Source organism: Archangium violaceum, assembly GCF_016859125.1.
Taxonomy (GTDB): Bacteria; Myxococcota; Myxococcia; order Myxococcales; family Myxococcaceae; genus Archangium; species Archangium violaceum_A.
The window spans coordinates 7,532,549-7,549,115 of sequence record NZ_CP069338.1 but is presented as its reverse complement, the minus strand read 5'-3'; the positions used below and the strand labels follow the sequence as shown (position 1 = coordinate 7,549,115).

Annotated in this window: 14 protein-coding genes; 1 reads left to right on the top strand and 13 read right to left on the bottom strand. The window is 66.7% G+C overall.

The genetic code is table 11. The features are described from left to right. Positions 1-72 precede the first annotated feature (72 nt). The 10 genes from JQX13_RS32325 to JQX13_RS32280 form a co-directional block, all read right to left on the bottom strand. Positions 73-1,005: a hypothetical protein gene (locus JQX13_RS32325; RefSeq protein ID WP_239013984.1), complete on the bottom strand. Its 933-nt coding sequence runs from the start codon at positions 1,003-1,005 to the stop codon at positions 73-75. A gap of 497 nt (positions 1,006-1,502) precedes the next feature. Further along, positions 1,503-2,267, bottom strand: coding sequence for a triple tyrosine motif-containing protein (locus tag JQX13_RS32320; protein ID WP_203403329.1), 765 nt, complete (start codon positions 2,265-2,267; stop codon positions 1,503-1,505). Beyond that, positions 2,198-3,148: a hypothetical protein gene (locus JQX13_RS32315; protein ID WP_203403328.1), complete on the bottom strand. Its 951-nt coding sequence runs from the start codon at positions 3,146-3,148 to the stop codon at positions 2,198-2,200. The genes JQX13_RS32320 and JQX13_RS32315 overlap by 70 nt, the downstream gene beginning before the upstream one ends. Before the next feature lie 175 nt (positions 3,149-3,323). Continuing rightward, a complete protein-coding gene (locus JQX13_RS32310) occupies positions 3,324-4,994 on the bottom strand; it encodes a tetratricopeptide repeat protein (RefSeq protein WP_203403327.1) in 1,671 nt (556 codons plus the stop codon). 64 nt (positions 4,995-5,058) lie between these two features. Further along, positions 5,059-5,265: a hypothetical protein gene (locus tag JQX13_RS32305; RefSeq protein ID WP_203403326.1), complete on the bottom strand. Its 207-nt coding sequence runs from the start codon at positions 5,263-5,265 to the stop codon at positions 5,059-5,061. Further along, complete coding sequence (locus JQX13_RS32300; RefSeq protein WP_203403325.1) at positions 5,255-5,881, bottom strand: hypothetical protein; 627 nt, start codon at positions 5,879-5,881, stop codon at positions 5,255-5,257. Before JQX13_RS32300 ends, JQX13_RS32305 begins: the two co-directional genes overlap by 11 nt. A gap of 58 nt (positions 5,882-5,939) precedes the next feature. Then, the gene (locus JQX13_RS32295) at positions 5,940-6,566 is read right to left on the bottom strand and encodes a hypothetical protein (protein ID WP_203403324.1); all 627 of its coding nucleotides are present in this window, start codon (positions 6,564-6,566) and stop codon (positions 5,940-5,942) included. Between the two features lie 58 nt (positions 6,567-6,624). Further along, complete coding sequence (locus JQX13_RS32290) at positions 6,625-7,251, bottom strand: hypothetical protein (protein ID WP_203403323.1); 627 nt, start codon at positions 7,249-7,251, stop codon at positions 6,625-6,627. Next, positions 7,248-10,199: an HET-C-related protein gene (locus tag JQX13_RS32285; RefSeq protein WP_203403322.1), complete on the bottom strand. Its 2,952-nt coding sequence runs from the start codon at positions 10,197-10,199 to the stop codon at positions 7,248-7,250. The genes JQX13_RS32290 and JQX13_RS32285 overlap by 4 nt, the downstream gene beginning before the upstream one ends. 475 nt (positions 10,200-10,674) lie before the next feature. Further along, the gene (locus JQX13_RS32280) at positions 10,675-11,520 is read right to left on the bottom strand and encodes an MBL fold metallo-hydrolase (protein ID WP_203403321.1); all 846 of its coding nucleotides are present in this window, start codon (positions 11,518-11,520) and stop codon (positions 10,675-10,677) included. 119 nt (positions 11,521-11,639) lie between these two features. Between JQX13_RS32280 and JQX13_RS32275 the strand changes: the two genes are divergently transcribed. Continuing rightward, positions 11,640-12,485 carry a LysR family transcriptional regulator gene (locus JQX13_RS32275; protein WP_203403320.1) on the top strand — a complete coding sequence of 282 codons (846 nt, stop codon included), beginning with the start codon at positions 11,640-11,642 and terminating at the stop codon, positions 12,483-12,485. A gap of 110 nt (positions 12,486-12,595) precedes the next feature. Here JQX13_RS32275 and JQX13_RS32270 read toward each other — a convergent pair whose 3' ends face one another. The 3 genes from JQX13_RS32270 to JQX13_RS32260 form a co-directional block, all read right to left on the bottom strand. After that, positions 12,596-13,105 carry a DUF2165 family protein gene (locus JQX13_RS32270; protein WP_203403319.1) on the bottom strand — a complete coding sequence of 170 codons (510 nt, stop codon included), beginning with the start codon at positions 13,103-13,105 and terminating at the stop codon, positions 12,596-12,598. A gap of 67 nt (positions 13,106-13,172) precedes the next feature. Continuing rightward, on the bottom strand, positions 13,173-13,325 hold the full coding sequence (locus tag JQX13_RS32265; protein ID WP_203403318.1) for a hypothetical protein: 153 nt from the start codon (positions 13,323-13,325) through the stop codon (positions 13,173-13,175). A gap of 210 nt (positions 13,326-13,535) precedes the next feature. Continuing rightward, positions 13,536-16,328 carry a GH92 family glycosyl hydrolase gene (locus tag JQX13_RS32260; protein ID WP_203403317.1) on the bottom strand — a complete coding sequence of 931 codons (2,793 nt, stop codon included), beginning with the start codon at positions 16,326-16,328 and terminating at the stop codon, positions 13,536-13,538. Positions 16,329-16,567 lie beyond the last annotated feature (239 nt).

Here is a 16,567-nt window from a genome sequence, read left to right as displayed (position 1 = left end):
CCACTGGGTGGCCGATGGTGGCAACAACCGCGTCCTGCGCTTCGATGAGCTCCCGCCCCCCCCAGGTTCTCTTCAGGAGCAGGTGCCGCAGTCCGCCGCGCAGCTGTCACGCGTCGTCCCACTGCCGCACTGCTCGGTCCACTGGCACACCCCGTCCCCGCACCGGAACACCTCCTGGGGCCGCAGCCTCGTGGTGATGGGCAGGTACTGGCGTCCGTTCAGCGTGCAGCTCGTGTAGTACGGCTGGGTGCCCTCTCGCGTGCACAGGCTCTCGCACGTTCCGGCGTACGCCACCGGCGCGCACGCGGATTCGGTGGTGCTGGACATCAGGGCGCAGGCGCGCGGCGAGCTCTCCGTGTCCTCCAGGCCGCTTCCATCCCTTCCCGCGAAGAGGCCCTCGCCCGTGAAGAGATTGCCGAAGAAGCACCCCTCGGGCCGTGAGTACGTCTCCAGCTCCTCCTGGCTGTATTCGAGCTCCACCCCCTCCGTGGTCCGCCCCAGCACGGACAGCGAAACGTGCATCCCGTACTTGTTCACGTGCGCCACCAGGCACGCCGTCATCAACTGCTGCTCCGCCTCCGTCACCGCCTCGCCCCCCGCCCATCCCGGCGTGAGGCCCAGCAGCCCCTCCCAGGTGTAGCTGCGCGTCGTTCTCGGGTCCGTGTATGTGATGCTCTGGCCCTCCCGCACGCCACAGCGCACCATGTACTGCATCAGCGTGTCCTTCTGCTCCGGGTCGCTCTGGAACCACGTCACGAACTCGGCCGTGTTCACCCCGTTCGTGGACAGCCCATTCGTGGACAGCCCATTCGTGGACAGCCCGTTCGTGGACAGCCCGTTCGTGGACAGCCCGTTCGTGGAGATGCCGTTGTCAATCCGGCTCTCATGGGTCTGGATGGCGAGGTCCGGTGGCCCGTGGAGCTCCTGCGCGGGCCCGCAGCCCACCGCCAGCACCTGCGCCGCCAACAACAACTCCAAGGTTCCCTTGCATTGAATTTTCTTCATGATGTTGTACCCCCCTGTCTTCGTGAATACGCGTTGTCGTTACTCCACCGGCCTGGGCGCACGCGTTCTCCCGCAGGAAGCGTGACGGCGCCGTGACGGCTGAGCGCCCTGCCTGGGGAGGGGCAGGCTGGGCGCGACCGGTCGGGCCCTCGGCTGCCCGGGAAATGGGTCGCTGTAATGCCGGACACCGCTCTTCTTCTCCATCCAGTGAGCCCCGCGCTCAGGAGGGAGCAGAAGATGAGTGAGCTCTGGACGAAGCTCGCGAGCTTCAACATCGACTCGGGCGATGAGCAACTGACGTTCGAGAAGCGGCTGGCGAGAGAGAACGGATGGACGCTCGGCTATTCGCGGCGGGTGGTCGAGGAGTACAAGCGGTTCGTCCTCCTCTGCTGCGAGGCAGGTCATCCGTGTACACCCTCCGACCAGGTGGATCAGGCCTGGCATCTGCACCTCACGAACACGCGCTCGTACTGGGAGGAGTTGTGCCAGAAGATTCTTCAACGGCCTCTCCACCACCACCCCACCAACAACTCGTCGCGGATGGCGGCGCGCAGCGGACGCTCGTCGCCGGTGATGGAGACCTTGACGAGGTGCTTTCCATCCGCCAGTTCCCGCGCCGCGCAACCGAGCGCCGTGCCGAGCGGCCCGTCTGTCGCGCGCAGATTGGAGACCCGGTCGCGAGCGGCGGCGATCAGGCCCTCGGCCTTCACGATCGCGCGCTCAATCCTTTCATTGAGCTCGGGGTCGACGACGCGCCTGGCCAGGCTGTCGAACTGAAGCACCAGGCCTTGCACGCCCTGGAGCAGCGTGTCGTGCAGTTCCCGGGCAATCCGCTCCCTTTCGCGGTGGCGCTCTTCCAGTCGCAGCTGAACCTGGTTTTCGATGACGCGGGCCCGCATCCGGTACGCGCTCCAGGCGATGGCCAACAGAGCGACCACGCAGGCAACGGCGAAAGCCTTCGTCTGGACCAGGGTGGGCTCGATGGTGAAGTCCAGCGTGGCGCCGGTTTCGTCCCACACGCCGTCACCGTTGGAGGAGACAACGCGGAAACGATAGTGGCCGTGGGTGAGATTGGCGCAGGTCGCCTCGCGCAGCGAGCCGCCGTCGTGCCACTCGCCGTCCACGCCCTCCAGCCGATAGCGGAAGCGTGCCCGGTCCGCCGCCGCGAGCGTGACCGCGGTGTAGCGCAGCGTCACGCTGCGGGTGCCTTCCGGCAGATGCAGGTCGTCCCCGGCGAAATAGGTACGGGCGTCGGCCCGCACGCTTTGGATCTCGGTACGGGGTGGGCGCTCGTTCCTGAGCAACGCGGCCGGGTCCAGCCACGCGACGCCGCGGTTGGTTGCGAACCACAACCGACCGCGCTGGTCCCGCACCGCCGTAGCAGGCGGTAGTTCAGCGCACCTCCGGGCTGCGAGAACATCCTTTCGATATCGCCGGCCTTCACCTGGACCACGCCCCGCGCGCCGTTCATCCACAGGTCCCCGTCCAACGACTCGACGATGCCGGTGATGAGCCCAAAGGCGATGTCCTGGCTTTCCAGAATCGTTGCGAAGCGCCGGCCGTCGAAACGCGCGATCCCGCTTTCGCCGGCGACCAACAGGTTCTTGTCGGTCGCGTGGATCCTGGTGGCGCGGCCGATCGCCAGCCCATCGCCCGTGCCGTATCGGGTCGGGTGGCCGCCGGACCACCGGACCACTTCGTCTTCGAACGCCAGCCAGACCACGTTGCCGGGACCAGGCGCCATGGCATTGGGGGCGGGGCTGTCGCCGAACCGACTTTCGGGCTGGATGCCCTCGGGTGTGGCGACGAAGATCCCGTGGCCGACGATGGACAGCCACATGCCGTCCTCGCCGTACGGGATGAAGGCCAGCACATGCGTCTCGACGGTGTCGGCGGGGAGCTCGAACTTCCGCAGCGTGTCGCCTACGCGCCGAAACACCTCCCGTCCGCTGAACCACCACAGCGCGCCATCGGCGGCGAAGATGGCCATGTGTGTCGGTAATGGACCGCCGTAGGCGCGAGGTGGGGCGGGAGGGTCCACCACCAGCGCGGTCTGCTGATTGCCCACCATCACCCGGGTATCCAGAACCGCGAGCGTGAAGCCCCCCTGAGACGCTGACGACAGCTCGGGGAGATCATGCAAGCGCTTCTTCTGGAACCTCGCCAGCGGAGGGCGACGAAGGACGACCAGGGACGCATGGAGTCTCGGACAGGCGGCGAAGTATGGCCGATCGCGCGCGGTGCTTCCATTCAGGACCCGGGCGCGAAGTGGTCACTGTCCGTGTTCGGCAAGAACCCGGACTCGCCACCAGTCCCGCTCACTTGCCCTTGCGGAACTGCTCCAGGCAATCGGGCTGGGAGAGCTGCTTGCAAATGCGCGTCAGCAGCTCGCGTGCACCGGGTTGGCCGGGGTCGCCGCGAAGGGACTCGTCCAGCCAGCCCAACGCCAGGGTCGGTTGTTTCACGCGCTGGAACCCGAAGGCCATGACGTAGAGGAGCGCGGGAGTCCGTTTCTCGCGCAGCAGGGCCTTCGTGGCACGGAGCGCGGCCTCCGGATCCGACTCGGCCTGGTGGATGAGCCGCTCGGCGGCAGCGAGCCCCGGATGGAGCGACTCCGCACGTGCGAAGCATGCCTCGGCCCGCTTCGGAAGCTCGAGGTCCAGGTAGTAGTGACCGCAGAACGCAAGCTCCTCCGCCGTCTGCTTCCGCTGGTACGCCTCCATGGCGCGGACCCAATCCTCACGTGAGCGCTTGCGCCGCGCCTCCACGGTGGGTGTCAGCCCGTAGTCCGCTGCCGCCTTCCACGCCTCGGCGGCCTCCTCGGGCTTGCCGAGCGAGCGCAGGAGGAGGCCGTGCAGGAAGTGGCCAGCGGGGTTCTTCTGTGAGTCGGCGAGGCTCGCGCGAATGAACCGCAGCGCCTCCGCGTCCTTGCCTCGCAGGTAGAGCACCAACGCGAGGGTCTCGGGCCCGTTCTTCTTCGAGCCGTGCTCGAGGGCGGTTCGGCACGCCGCCTCGGCCTCCTTCAGCTTGCGCAGATGGAGGAGCGCCCGGCAACGCATGGAGAAGAGAGCGCTCGCTCCCTTCACGTTGCCCCGGCTGTCCTTCAAGGTCACGGTGTCCAGGGAGACCGCATCCAGCGTCCGCAGGGCGCCCCTCTGGTCCCCGAATAGAATCTGGATGTTGCTGAGATTCACCACCGCCTCCAGGTCATCGGGGCTCTCGCGCACCATCTGCGTCAGGAGGGGGAGCTGCGACGGATAGTCCTTGAGCCAGGACAGGAGCCAGACGGAACCGCGGTCCGCGGAGAGAGGCTCCTCGACGGCCTCGCGCAGCTCCTGCATGGAGTGGATTCCAAAGCGGGGGCCGAGCTCGGGGAGGACGCGCTCCACGGAGAGCCCAGCGCCCTTGCCCGACGCCGGACGGCGGCGGCTCCAGGGTTCCGTCATGAAGAAGAAGACCCGGCGCGGGACGCCCGGAGGGCACTCGAAGCTGTAACTCCCCAGACCCGGAGCCCGCACGTCATCCGTGTCCAGCTTGTCGAGCCGGCGCTCATGGCAGACGACGTCCGTCAGCCAGAGGTTGGCTTGTGCCACCCCCCGGACGTGAAGGGGTGCCTCACCCGAAGCCCCGAGTGACACCACCTGCTCCTGACGCGCGGGCGAGAGTCGCGGAAAGAGGCCGACGAGCATCTCGAACGCTCCCGGTGAGGGGGCCGGGGAGAGGAGCTCGCGCTCGAGGAAGGTGCTCGCCTCGTCGAACCGCGACTGGTGAGCCAGCAACCTTGCTGCAAGGAGCCGAGCACCCGGGCAGCCATCGGCGCTCTTGCGTGCGAGCGCGAGCGCCTCGTCGAGCCGCCCTTCGTCCGCGGCGCGCTGGGCCTCGCCGAGCTCCGGCCCACATTCCGCCTTCGCGGGAGGAGAGGTGCCCGCATCCGAGGTATCCGCCGCGAGCGCGGTAGTTCCGAGAAGCGAGAGGACGAGGAGAAACAAGGAATGAGACCGAACGTAAGAGCTTGGCATCGCGCCAAAGGCTACCATGCGTGCCTGGCTTCAATTACTTTTCCCCCTTGGCGACACCGCGCAGCGGCCAGCCCCGGATCACGGTGCCTCGCCTGCGCTGCGCATAAGTGACCCGCAGCATGCGATTGACCCGGTCGATGAGCGCTGGCGTCGCCCCTTCGCGCAGGTGGTACTCCGCCGCCTGCATGATGCCCTGGTTCCGCTCGGCCTCCGCGAATCCCTTGACCCCCTCACCCGCCATCGGGAGTTCCCCCATCCGGTGATGGCTCGTCCATGACGTAAGAAATGGAGAAATCCCTCGGCAGGCGGGCATTGTTGAAGTCGATGCGAATGTAATAGGAGCGCTCCAGGCCCTGCTCGGGTCGAGGGCGGGCATCGAGGTCGTAGCTGTAGATGCTGGACAGGTAGCCGCAGGAGAAGGGTGTCCCCCGCTTGTCGCGGTTGATGTCCTGGACGGAGGCACCGCCATGCACCCAGGCCCCATCGACGAGCAGCCGCCCCCGGAAGAGCGTGCGAGGTAGATGCTCGAAGGCCTCCGTCCCCGGCTCCCTTGGATTGAGAACGACCTCCAGGAATTCGACTTCCCGGCCTCCTGGTGCGGTACCGGCATAGAGCCCCAGATCATCCCAGATGTAGGCGTCGTTGGACCGCTCCACCATGCGGGAGGGCTCGCCGAGCACGGCCTTCCACGTCTCCAACGAGCCGGGCAGCGGCAGAGGCTGGCCGTTGTAGTGCAACGTGGCCCCCTTGACGCTGAGGGTGGGGCCCGAAGGCGCGGCTCCCGCGTCCCCGGTGCTGGAGCCACCTCTGGAGCAGCCGGCCAGCCCCGCCATCAGCAGGAGAAGCAAGATCCTCACGCGAGCGCCTCGGCGGCGGCCGGTGCCAGGAGCTGAGCGGCCCGCTCCCCCCGCCCCCTCACCCGGCATCGGGAGTTCCCCCGTCCGGTGGCGGGTCGTACAGGGCGTACTCGATGGAGAAATCCTCGGGTCGGCGGGCGCTGTTGAAGTCGATACGGATGTAATAGTAGCGATCCGAGTACTGCTCCGGGTTGGGGCGGGTGTCGAAGAAGTAGTGGTAGATGCGCGGCAGGTAACCACGAGAGAAGGCAGTCCCCCGCTTGTCGCGGTCGATCTCCTGGATGGTGGCATCGCCATGCACCCAGGCCCCATCGACGAGCAGCCGCCCCTGGAACGTCGTGCGGGGCAAGTGCTTGAAGACCTCTGCCCCCGGCTCCCTCGGATTGAGGACGACCACCAGATTCAGGATGAGCTGACGTCCCGGAAGGGTGCCGGCATAGAGCCCCAGGTCATCCCAGACGTATGTGTTCTTGGCCCTTTCCACCATGCGAGAGGGCTCGCCGAGCACGGCCTTCCACGTCTCCAACGAGCCGGGCAGCGGCAGAGGCTGGCCATTGTAGCTCAGCGTGGCCCCTTCGATGGTGAGGGTGGGACCTGAAGGCGCCGTTCCCGCGTCCTCGGCACGAGAGCCCCCGCGAGAGCAGCCAGCCAGCCCCGCCATCAGCAGGAGAAGCAGACTCTTCACGAGAGCGCCTCGGCGGCGGCCGGTGCCAGGAGCTGAGCGGCCCGCTCCCACCGCCCCCTCACCCGCCATCGGGAGTTCCCCCGTCCGGTGGCGGGTCGTACAGGACGTACGCGATGGAGAAATCCTCGGGTCGGCGGGCGCTGTTGAAGTCGATACGGATGTAATAGTAGCGATCCGAGTACTGCTCCGGGTTGGGGCGGGTGTCGAAGAAGTAGTGGTAGATGCGCGGCAGGTAACCACGAGAGAAGGAAGTCCCCCGCTTGTCGCGGTTGATCTCCTCTATGGTGGAACCGCCATGCACCCAGGCCCCATCGACGAGCAGCCGCCCCTGGAACGTCGTGCGGGGCAGGTGTTTGAAGACCTTTGCCCCCGGCTCCCTCGGATTGAGGATGACCACCAGATTCAGGATGAGCTGGCGTCCCGGAAGGGTGCCGGCATAGAGCCCCAGGTCATCCCAGACGTATGTGTTCTTGGCCCGTTCCACCATGCGAGAGGGCTCGCCGAGCACGGCCTTCCACGTCTCCAACGAGCCGGGCAGCGGCAGAGGCTGGCCATTGTAGCTCAGCGTGGCCCCTTCGATGGTGAGGGTGGGACCTGAAGGCGCCGTTCCCGCGTCCTCGGCACGGGAGCCCCCGCGGGAGCAACCGAGAATCCCCGCCATCAGCAAGAGAAGCAGGGTCCTCATGCCCGCTCCACCTCCGCCCGGAGCTCAGCGAACCGCACCGCGAGCGCCTCATTGGTCCCGCTGCGCTGCTCGAAGCTCTTCTGGAGCAGGGCGTGCTGCTTCTTCGCGTGATTGTCCTGACTCTCGGTGATGGCCTCCTTGGTGAGACGAGGCAGGGCGGCGGGGTTTTCACGTGCCCACGTGCGGAGCTGCTCCAGCACCCAGGCGCGGCCATCGGTGGCCGAGGACTGCTGGATGTCCTCCGGATGGACCAGGTACTTGAGTCCCGTGCGGACCACGTCATCGGCACTCGCCTGCCCAAACCAGGCCCGCGACATGACCCCTCCCACGTCCATCACCGCTCCCGCGGCGATGTGTGCGGCCGGCACGTGCAGCGGGTGATCATCATGGTCCTTGGAGAGCTGGCTGTGCGTGGGGTTCATGGACTTGGGATCCGCGAGATGCTCGTCCTGAGCTCGGGTGACGGCCTTGGCACGGCTCCGAGCGAAATCCGCCTGCAAGACCCCCAGCCAGAGAGAGAGCGCCTCACCCACACGACAAGCCAGGGTCGCGGCCGTAGGGTACTTCATCTGAAGCTCCTCCAGGTTCTCCAACATGCCCTCGAATCGATTCGTGAATCCACCGGGTATCACGTCGGGGACGTCCTTCATGAGGATGAGGGCGATCTTCGCACCCGAGCTGCGCTCCCCCGCCTTGCATTCCTTGACCGCCTGCATCTTCTCCGCCAGGACATAGAGCAGGCTGACCTGGGTGTCATCACCGCCGAACTTGCCCGTAACGAGCGGGAAACGGGGCGTAGGCGCGGGAACCTTCTGCCACACCCAGGGGCACACGCGGACATGGCCGAGGCGGATGAGTGACAGCTCGAGGAAGTTGCTGTGGGAGAAGAAGTCCTCGAGCGTGTGCAGAGCGGCTCCGAGCCGGCGCATGCCCTCCGGCGTACGCCCGTTCGCGACGGCCGCACGCAGTTCCTGCTCCATGAAGCCCGCGGCGCTCTTCCAGGTGCCGGGAGTGGCGATGTAGTTCAAAAGGCCCGTCTTCATGTTGAGAGCGACTTCCGCAGGTGTCCACCCGGGATGGAAGGCGGGGTCCTTCTTCGTCCCATCCTCGATGCCATGGGGGTTGTCGATGTGCTCCTCGGGCCGGTACAGCCCGAGCTTCTGCGGTGTCACACGGAAGTCGGCATTGTTTCCGAACTCTTCCCGGGCCATGACATCGATGCAGTCGGTGAGTGCCTTCCGGCTGAACGGACTCTGGAGGAGGGTCTTGCTTCCTGGCTCACGCACGAGCTTCGGATCCACCACCTGGGAGATGTCCCGCAGCCAGTTGCCAAAGTAGATGGAAAGCCGCTCATCGTCGTCGAAGAATTCAGAGAGGGCATCCCCGATGGACTGGTGCCCGAAGGAAGTCTTGGGGTCACCGTGGCCGCGGCCAGCGCCGAAGAACTCGGTGGAGCCGGCCGAGTCGTCGACCTCCTGTTGCGCCTCGTTCAGCCACAGGTCCGCCGTGCGCTGGACATCCGAGAAGTCCGCCCTCAGGGGGTGCTCGCTCCCGTCATGCACGGAGGTGGCGAACTCCACTGGAGCCTCCTCGGTCAGCCATTGCGTGTACACCGAGTGGGCGAAACGGGCGCCCTCATCCAGAGGGGCGTCTCCACTGACCTTCGAGTATGTGTTCCGCAGGAGTTGATCCACGTGGTGCCCGAACTCCTCCAGGAGCGCGAGGAGCAGCTTCGAGGCCTCCTCGGGCTTCTCCTCGGCGGCCCGGGCGAACTTCTGCCGGACCTTGATCGTTCGGGCCACGCTGTCATACCCCGCTTCGTGGCCGTGCAGCCCGAGCTCCACCACGCGAATGGGCGGAGGCTCCACCTTACCGTCCAGCAGCTCCCGGCGGAACGCCTCGTAGGCGTCCGCGGGGATGTCCACGCCGAACAGCACGAGCAGCCACGACAGGAAGTCGGGCTTTTCCATGCGCCGGGCCAGGTCCGTCAGCCGTTCCAGTGCGAAACGGCTCTCGAGCCGCTCCACCCGGGGCCGTACCGCTCGCACCCGAATCACATGGCGTAACCCGGTGTCCAGCCCGCCGCGCTCCCAGGGCTTGGGAATGTAGAGGATGCCGGGCTCGTCCGAGTCGTCGAAGACGTAGTTCTTCCCATCCGCCGTCTTCCGGGTGCAGCCCACCGCGTCCTTCAGCGCGGCATTGATGCCGTCCGGATCCGCCCTCCCCCAATTGAAGAGGGCCAGTTCCTTCCAGGAGAGGTCATATTGCTCGGCCACGGACTCCAGCGTCTCGCCCGTGCTCACCTTGTGCCGCTGGACCTTCAGCAGCCGGTTGCGCGTGCCCTCGTCGAGCACGGCCTCCGGTTGGATGGCTTCGAGCGGGCGGCGGGATGGAGTAATCCCCCACCACACCAGGTCGAGCACCTGATTGAGCTTCGCGTCGCCGACCTCGGCACCCACGGAGAACAGCCCCTTGCTCACACGCTTGAGCTCGACCTGGCCCTGAGCGTCGGACTTCACCTTCTGGCGCTTGCCGTCCGGTAGCTTCAGCACCAGCTCCACCCCGGCGACGGGCTCCTCCGTCAGGTCATCCACGAGGTTCAACAGCACGTAGCTGGTCTCCTCGGGAATGGGCTCGGGCTCACGCGCCACGTTGCGGGCCCGCTCTGGAGCGGGCAGGAGTCCCGGAGCCAGGGCGGATCGGGCGTCGCCGGATTTCTGGAGATGCTGCTCCACGAAGAGTGTCAGCACCTGACGATCGTCGATCGGCACCAGGCTGGTGCTCGAACGCAAGGTCGAGCGGGCATGGGACACCAGCCCCGGCTCGTTCGAGAGCCGCCGCAGGACATCATCCACACGCTCGTCCGTCGACTCGAGCGACTCCCACTGCTCGAGGTCGAGGTACCTTGACAACAACCGGTTCAAGGCATCATTGGAAAATCGGTTCATTCCCCCCCCAGCCCCAGCATACCCGGGTCTTCGCCAATCAAAGTCGTGCGGTTGCGGTGTCCTTCGCCAACTTCATCGAGGGCCGCATTCAAGCCCTCGCTGACGCCGGCGCTGCGCCTGCGAGAGATCGCGACGGATTTCCCCCTGTGTCGGGGAGTGCAGTCGCCAAGCTGCGATCTGCCAGTTCTCCCGCATCGATGCTGTGAGTTGGTTCACACTCGCGAAGACGCTGTACCGGCCTTTCATATGATTCCGTCCTGGCGCAGCGGACATGGGAACTGCGAGCAAGGACTCGCGTTCGACTCCAGCTGGTAGGCCGGCGAATCCGACCGGCCTGGCATTCGGGATCGAGCGCCAATAGCCGCATGTGCGCGACACCTCCAGGAGTGTCAGTCAGGGAGGCAGTCACAGGCCCCAGAAGGGCTCCTGGACTTGGGGCACCTTGAAACACGTCAAGGGCCCGAACATCGCGGCGTCACATCCCCATGAGCCTCGCGGTGACCCACTTCTGGAAGCCTGGTGCCCTACTGGCGCCAACCTTCGGGCGCGGATGCGGCAGCGTGTCCGGCCGCTCGAAGTGCATCTCCTCGCCGTCTTCGGGGATGTGCACCTTCGCGAGCAGCCCCTCGGCCTTCATCCGCTCGCGTAGCGCATCGCGCGTGGTCGGGCAGTGGTCGAGCGCTTCCAGGTGATTGAGGACGACCCGTCCGGGCGCGCGCCTGACGAGCGTCACGAGCTCGTCGACCGAGAACAGGATGTCGCCGCCCACCCCCATGTTCGCCGCGCCCGCCGGGGCGATGATGACGTCGGGCTGGAGGCGCTCCACTGCCTCCAGGACTCCGTCCGTGAGCACCGCGTCCGACGTGATGTACACGCTCGGCTCGTCCGGGTGCGCCAGGTAGTAGCCCGACACGGGCCCCATCAGCCACGAGAGCAACCCGCGACCGTGTCGGGCCGGGATGATCTCCACCGCCATCCCGAGCGCGCCATCTTCGAGTTCGTGAACGTCGAGCCTCTTCTTCCCGAGGTTCGGCGCGTCCACGCGGCTCGCCCACACGGGCAGCCCGTGCTCCCGTATCCATCGGAGGCCCGCCGCGTCCAGGTGGTCCGGGTGCTCGTGGGTGATGAGTACGCCCGTCACCTCCTCCAGCAACGCGAACGTGTCGGGCGGCAGTGCGACCAGGGGGTTGGGGCGACGGCCGCCTCCGAAGAACTTGAAGCCCGGGAGCGTCCCCTGCCGGGCGAGCATCGGGTCGACCAGCAGACGGTGCGTTCCCAGGGTCAGGAGGGTCGTGGCGTTGCGCAGGTGGCGGATCTTCATGGGGCACTCCGGTGTGAGGTTGCCCCGGATGAATAGAGACCGCACGAACGGATGGATACCGCTAGATTTGGAAGCCGGGCATCCGTTTTCGCATGGAGGTTCGGGTGGAGTGGGATTTGTTGCGCACGTTCGAGGCGGTCGCTCGCCTCGGTAGCCTGACCGCCGCGTCGAAGGCCCTGGGCTTGAGCCAGTCGACCGTCAGCAGACACCTGGCCCGGCTGGAGGAGAGCGCCGGTTCCCCGTTGCTGCTGCGCGAATCCCCTCCGCGGCTGACGGAGCGCGGGTCCTCGTTGCTGGCGGCGGTGCAGCCCATGGTGGACGCCGCGCTGGCGGCTCGGTCCGCCCTGGAAGACACGCCGGAGCTCCACGGCGAAGTCACCCTGACCACCGTCGGCGAGCTGGTGCGCTGGGAGCTGACCCCCCGCCTGCCGGAGTTCTACCGGGCCTTTCCCCACCTGCGCCTGCGCATCCTGGCGGAGAACCGGATCAGCAGCCTCGCCGCTGGTGAAGCCGACGTGGCGCTCCGGATGTTCCGCCCCGAGCGCGGCGAGCTCGTCGCGCGGAAGGTGCACTCGGTGTCCTACGCGTTCTTCGCGGCCTCCTCTCTCGAGCTCCACCCCGAGGTTCCATGGCTGGGCCTGACGGGCTCGCTCGCCGGGGTCCCCGAACAGCGCCACGCCGAACGCGTCTTCGCCACCCGCCCCCCGAGACTGCTCGTCGAAGACATCGAGTCACTCGGGCTCGCGGTCCAAGCGGGCCTTGGGGTGGCCCTCCTGCCCCGAGGTCTCGCCGCGCGGCTCGCCCATGTGGTGGAAGTTCCTCCTCGGCGGCTCGGAGAGCGGAACAGCGACAGCCTCCCTTCGCGCGACATCTGGATGGTCGTCCATCGCTCGAAGCAGCACGTGCCCAGGGTGCGAGCGCTGATGGAGTGGCTCAAGGGAAACCTGAACGGCGAGCGCCCATGAGCCCCTTGTGCGCCGCGACCGATAACGGGCGCTCGCGGCTGTGCGCTGGTTTGCCCCAGGTAGGCCGAATACCGCCGCACCTCCCGCTGCGCATGACGGTTCCGCGCTGGCTATTCGGCCAACTCTCGCTCTGGAAGCGCCAGCAGGATGGTAGACCCGAGCAGCACCTCCACGATGTCCATGGCCGTCTGCTTGCCGTTCCAGGTCGGTGATTGCCACATGGCAAACCACTCGCTGCCGACGACGATGAAGCCGAAGAAGAAGAGAACGAGACCCACAGCGTAGGCCACGAACCCATATGCCTTGGCCTGGCTGAACGCCCGCGCATCCGCATTCAGTTTCCGGTAGAGCCGGTAAGTCCCAACCCAGGCGAAGGCGGCCAGCGCGGCCTCGGTAAGAATGATCAACCCATAGGCGAGGGTGTGCAGGGCGGGGCTGGTGATGGCGCGCCACATCAGCTTGTTACCCTCGAACGTGGTGTCCATCGACAGGACGTGCTGGACGAACGCGTAGTTGGAGCCGTAATCGGTCAGGTTGCCGAACACCACCACGGAGGCGAAGAGCGCCGTCATCAGCAGGAGCAACATCTTGAGCCAGCGCAAGGCGAGCGTAGTGCTCAACGTTCCTTCCCCTTTCAGTCTCTTGTTCGATTGTGGGGGTTGTTACCACTGAAGACCTCCCTGCACTCTACTTCGTTCCAGCCGGCCGCTGCTCGAGTGGGCGGTCCGCCAGCGCCTCCAGGAACTGTCCCATGTACACGTCGGCTCTCGCTCCGGCGGCAGCCTCCAGCCAGCCCAGGAGGACCAGATGCAGCACCAGGAGCAGGGCCAGGGTAAGCATCCTCTCGGCCACGGCGGCCAAGGCCGTAATCCAACATCGAGTCGGTCAACCCGGATACGTACCTGTTCTGGGACGAGCTCCACCCCACCAGCTACACACCCACGGCATCCTGGCCAACCACGCCTACGACATGCTCGAAGCGGCGACGTCTCCCTGACGCACGGCTCGGAAGAATCCCCGCCGCTCGACGCGAGCAACGGCGGACACGACCTACGGCGCGAAGCTCGGCGGACGATCCGCCTCGCCGCTGCCCCACGACTCGTTGGCCGTGGGGCCCATGACGTACTTCAGCGTGGCGCCCGAGGCGATGTCGGCGAAGCGGACGAAGTTCTTCGTGGTCGCCATGCCGTCGATGGCCAGACTCTGGATGTAGCTCGAGGTCGGGCCGGCCCCCTGGCCCTCGATGGTCAGGACGTTGCCGTTGGCGAGGTGCACCCTGGCTCTGGGGAACCACGGGCCGTTGATCACGAGCACGTCGGTGCCAGGGATGGCCGGGTACATGCCGAGGTAGCTCCAGACGAGCCAGGCCGAGGTCGAGCCCAGGTCGTCGTTGCCGGGCAGACCGCCCGGATTGCCGTTGAACTCCTCGTCGATGATGCGGCGCACGATCGCCTGCGTCTTCCAGGGCCTCTGCGCGAAGTTGTAGATCCACGGCGTGCCGTGCTCGGGCTCGTTGCCGATGTAGAAGTGTGGCCGCTCGGTGCCCGCGTTGAGTTCGGTGAAGAGGTCGTCGAGGCGCTTCTCGGCCTTGGCGTGGCCGCCCATGAGCGTGAACAGGCCCTCGAGGTCGTGCGGAACCATCCAGACGTACTGCGCCGCGTTACCCTCGATGTAGCCGCACTGCGATGACACATCGAGGGGCTGGCAATCCCACGCACCGAGCGTTCCAACCTGAATGGCCGTCTGGATGGAGAGCTTCACGTAGCGGGCATTGCGCGCGGTGAAGTCGTGCCTGGTGATGTTCGCGGTGTTGCCGGTGACCGTGGCGACGGTCTCGAAGGTCATGTTGTCGGTGCTGACGCTGAGCGTGAAGTCCTGGGTGTTCCAGGCGGTCGTCTCACCTCCCGCGCCCGCGTGGTAGAGGACGATCTTGTCGATCGACTGCACGCTGCCCAGGTCGACCTGCCACCACTTGTCGCTGCTGGTGTTGTCGCACCACTTGTCGCTGGAGCCGCCGTTGATCGTGCCGTTCACCGCCTTGGACGGGCTCTCGCTGGCGTTGCACGAATCGCTCGCGGTGGCGGATTGGTTGAGCGCCAGGTTGGTGGCCGGCGCGGCGGCGCCGAAGACCTCCACCTCGTAGATGCGCGAAGCCGTCGCGCCCGGCTGAGGGGCGCCCACGCGCGGCTCGATCAGCTTGTCGGCGGGGTTCCAGCTCTCGGTCCAGTAGTGCGAGCGCGTGAGGTACTCGTCGCGCACCGCGGTCTGGCCGAGCGCGCCAGCGAACCGCGAGATGGCGAAGTCAGCCATCGCGTACTCGAGCGACATGGCCGCGTTGCCGCCCGCGTAGTGGTACGTGAGCCAGTCGGAGAGGTTCCAGCGCTGCGTGTCATACGGGTTGCTCGCCGACTTGAGCATGAGTTGCAGCGCCGCGTCGGTGTCGAAGCCGCGCACGCCCATGGCATAGGCGTTGGCGACGTTCACCGTACCGGGGTCGCCGACCATGACGTTGGTCTCGACATTCTGGTGCGACCAGAAGGGAAGGAGGCCGCCCTGCACGCCGTCCTCGACCATCGAGCGGATGATGTCCGGCGCCTCCGGCGCGATCGCGGCCACGAGGTGCGTCCACGAGCGGATGATGTCCCAGCCGGAGTAGTTCTGGTACACGGTCCAGCCGTCGGCCACGTGCACCGAGAGGTCGAAGCCCAGGTACTGGCCATTCACGTCGCTGGCGACGTTGGGGTTCTGGAAGACGTGGTAGAGCGCGGTGTAGAACTGCTCGAGGTCCGCGTCGCTGCCTCCGGTGAGCTCGACCCGGTTGAGCACCTCGTTCCACCGCTCACGCGCGGCCGTGCGCACGGCGTCGAAGTCCCAGCCAGAGTTCTCGGCCGCCAGGTTGGCCTCGGCGTTGGCGATGCTGACGAAGGAGATGCCGATCTTCATCTGCACGGCCGGGTCGCGGGTCGTGTCGAAGGTCACGAAAGCGCCCGAGCCGGTGCCTTCCGCGGTGGTCTTGCCCGGCGACAGCGTCTTGCCCAGCCAGGTCCCCGAGGACTTGAACGGCCGGTCGAACTGCGCCGCGAAGAAGATGGAGAAGACCTGGCTCGAGCCGCAGAAGCCGCCCGCGACGACGCTGCCGCGGATCTTGTCGTTTCCGACGATCTGCACGGAGCCGATGCGCACGCCGGTCGCGCTGCGGCCGGTGTGGAGGAGAAACTGGGCGACTTCGGAAGCCGGGTAGTGCAGGCGCACCATGCCAGTGCGCGTGGTCGTGGTCAGCTCCACCTCGATGTCGCCGTCGAGCGTGACGCGGTAGTAGCCGGGCGAGGCCGCCTCGGTCTCTTTCTTGTATCCGGTGCGGAAGCTCTCCCAGTTGGCCGCGGGCGACGAGGTGAGCGCGCCGACGCGCGGCAGGAATGGCAGATCCTCGTTGTTGGGGCAGCCCGCGCCGTTGAAGTGGGTCAGGCTGAAGTGCTCGATGAGCGGGTCGCTGTAGCGGTATCCCGAGGGCGAGCCGGTCGGCGAGTCGGGGCTGAGTTGCAGCATGCCGAAGGGCACGGTCGCGCCCGGAAAGGTGCTGCCACCGGCTCCGCCCGGCACCGGGAAGGGCGAGTCGCTGTCATCGGTGCCGATGAACGGGTCGACGTGCCTCGCGAGGTCCTCGATGGGCGGCGGGCCGGCGTCGGGCTGGCCCACACCGGCGTCCGTCTCGACCCCGGAATCGGGAGGGTCAACCCCGGAGTCCGCGCCCCCCGGGCCATCGTCACGGCAACCGGGAGCCAGGAGCGCGAGAAGAAGAAGTGATCCGTACGCAAGAACAGCGCGCTGCAGGGTCTTCGACATGAGCCTCTCCATCGACGCGAACCATGAAAGGGACGACCACGATGCAGTCGCGTCTGATTGGGTTTCATGGAATCCATGCTGTGGGGAGGCATTGTCAAGACTCCGTGTCCAACTGGTCACCACTCCATGTGAACACACACATCCACGGAGGAATTTTCGTCATACAGAGCGGAAACGCGATGAAGGGCATGCTCCGCCCGAGGGGATGCACGAGCAGGTGAAGCCGGATACCTCGAGTT

What these genes read in the sequence shown, in the direction of transcription:
- JQX13_RS32325 (WP_239013984.1), bottom strand. Translation starts at nt 1,005, where the DNA reads ATGAAGAAAATTCAATGCAAGGGAACCTTGGAGTTGTTGTTGGCGGCG.
- JQX13_RS32305 (WP_203403326.1), bottom strand. Translation starts at nt 5,265, where the DNA reads ATGGCGGGTGAGGGGGTCAAGGGATTCGCGGAGGCCGAGCGGAACCAG.
- JQX13_RS32290 (WP_203403323.1), bottom strand. Translation starts at nt 7,251, where the DNA reads ATGAGGACCCTGCTTCTCTTGCTGATGGCGGGGATTCTCGGTTGCTCC.
- JQX13_RS32285 (WP_203403322.1), bottom strand. Translation starts at nt 10,199, where the DNA reads ATGAACCGATTTTCCAATGATGCCTTGAACCGGTTGTTGTCAAGGTAC.
- JQX13_RS32280 (WP_203403321.1), bottom strand. Translation starts at nt 11,520, where the DNA reads ATGAAGATCCGCCACCTGCGCAACGCCACGACCCTCCTGACCCTGGGA.
- JQX13_RS32265 (WP_203403318.1), bottom strand. Translation starts at nt 13,325, where the DNA reads ATGCTTACCCTGGCCCTGCTCCTGGTGCTGCATCTGGTCCTCCTGGGC.
- JQX13_RS32260 (WP_203403317.1), bottom strand. Translation starts at nt 16,328, where the DNA reads ATGTCGAAGACCCTGCAGCGCGCTGTTCTTGCGTACGGATCACTTCTT.